General features: G+C 68.6%; 1 protein-coding gene. It reads left to right on the forward strand.

Features of this window, described 5'->3' with window-relative positions:
* Window positions 1-176 precede the first annotated feature (176 nt).
* Window positions 177-1,892, forward strand: coding sequence for an IS1182 family transposase (locus tag KV557_RS41660; protein ID WP_308130324.1), 1,716 nt, complete (start codon window positions 177-179; stop codon window positions 1,890-1,892).
* Window positions 1,893-1,916 lie beyond the last annotated feature (24 nt).

Consider the following 1,916-nt stretch of genomic DNA (forward strand, 5'->3'; position numbering starts at 1 on the left):
CGATCTTGGTGGCTAATTCCAAGTTCCTTGCGATGACCCAGAGTTGAGATGCTCTGGGGCGGCCCGGGGAGCGGTCTGGGACTTGTTCCTTGGGCCAGGGGTGGCAGCGTGGCCACGGTGCAGTGGATCATGAGCGCTGGTGATCTCTCGGGCCTCGTCTTGGATCGGAGCATGTCGTGTCGGTGCAACCGCAGCCCTGGCCCCAGCCTGACCCGCAGATCGCGGCGGCGATCCGGGCGATGTACCGGGGCAAGCGGGAGGCGCCGCTGGCGGTGCAGGTCCGTGACCGGCTCGGCGAGCTGTTCCCGGACGCGGCCTTCGCCGACGCGTTCGGCCGGGCGGGCAAGCCGGGCTGGTCGCCGGGCCGGCTCGCGCTGGTCACGGTCCTGCAGAAGGCCGCGAACCTGACCGACCGGCAGGCGGCGGACGAGGTCCGAGAGAACCTGGCGTGGAAGTACGCCCTGGGTCTGAGCTTGGAGGATCCGGGGTTCGACCACAGTGTGCTGTCGGAGTTCCGCTCCCGCATTGTCACCCACGGGTTGGCGGAGCGGGCGCTGGACCTGCTGCTGGAGCGTCTGCGCGAGCTGGGCCTGGTGGACGCGGGCGGCAGCCAGCGCACCGACTCCACGCACATCGTGGCAGCGGTGCGGGATCTGAACCGGCTCGAGCTGGCCGGCGAAAGCGTCCGCGCGGCCCTGAACGCGCTGGTCGCCGCCTGTCCCGACTGGGTCGAGCAGGTGCTGGTCGTGGAGGACTGGAGCCGCCGCTACGCGGACCGGATCGACACCTGGCGCCTTCCCACCTCCAAGGCCAAGCAGGACGCGCTCGCGCTCGACTACGCCAAGGACGGCCACACCTTGCTGCACGCGGTGTATGCACACGGCTCCCCGGCATGGCTGCGTGAGCTGCCCGCGGTGCAGAGCCTGCGAATCGTGCTGGTGCAGAACTACACCCGCACCACGGCTGGCAACGGGCATATCCGCGTCAAGCGCCGCGAGCGCGCCGAGGACGGGGGCGACGGGCTGCCGCCCGGCCCGATACGCCTGGCCTCCCCCTATGACACCGACGCCCGCTGGTCCGCCAAACAGGACATGTTCTGGAACGGGTACAAGCTGCACGTCTCGGAGACGTGCCACCCGCAGGCCGACGGCGACCGCCCCGCCCGGCCGAACATCATCACGAACGTGGCCACCACCGCCTCCACCCTCCCGGACTCCAAGGCCCTGGAAGCGATCCATCAGGTGCTCCAGCGCCGTCGGCTCCTGCCCGCGCGGCACTACCTCGACTCCGGCTACCCGAGTGCCGAACTGATCGTGGGCTCGGCCAAGACCTACGGCGTCGCCCTGATCACTCCGGTCCTGCTCGACACCTCCCGCCAAGCCAAAGCCCAAGAAGGGTTCGCCGCCGACGACTTCACCATCGACTGGGACAATCAGCAGGCCGTCTGCCCCGCCGGGAAGACCAACGCCACCTGGACACCGAACATCCAAAACGGGGTGCCCAAGACCGTCGTCACCTTCGCCGCCCTCGACTGCATTCCCTGCCGCTTCAAGGAGCAATGCACCAGTTCCCGCAAAAACCGCCGCCAGCTCAGCCTCTACCCCCGTGAGCTGACCGAGGCCGTCCAAGAAGCCCGCACCCGTCAGCAGACCAAGGACTGGAACCGGGACTACGCTCTGCGCGCCGGTGTCGAGGGCACCATCCGCCAGGCCACTCACACCACCGGACTACGCCGAGCCCGCTACCGCGGCCTGCCTAAGACCCACCTCGACCACACCACCAGCGCGACCGCCCTCAACCTCATCCGCCTCCACTCCTGGTGGAACGGCCACCCCCTCGACCGAGTCAGCCACAGCCACCTCGCCAGACTCCAACTATCCCTAGCTGCATAGCAGTTGGAATTAGCCACCAAGATC

It is taken from the genome of Kitasatospora aureofaciens, from assembly GCF_019192735.1.
Lineage (GTDB): Bacteria > Actinomycetota > Actinomycetes > Streptomycetales > Streptomycetaceae > Kitasatospora > Kitasatospora aureofaciens_A.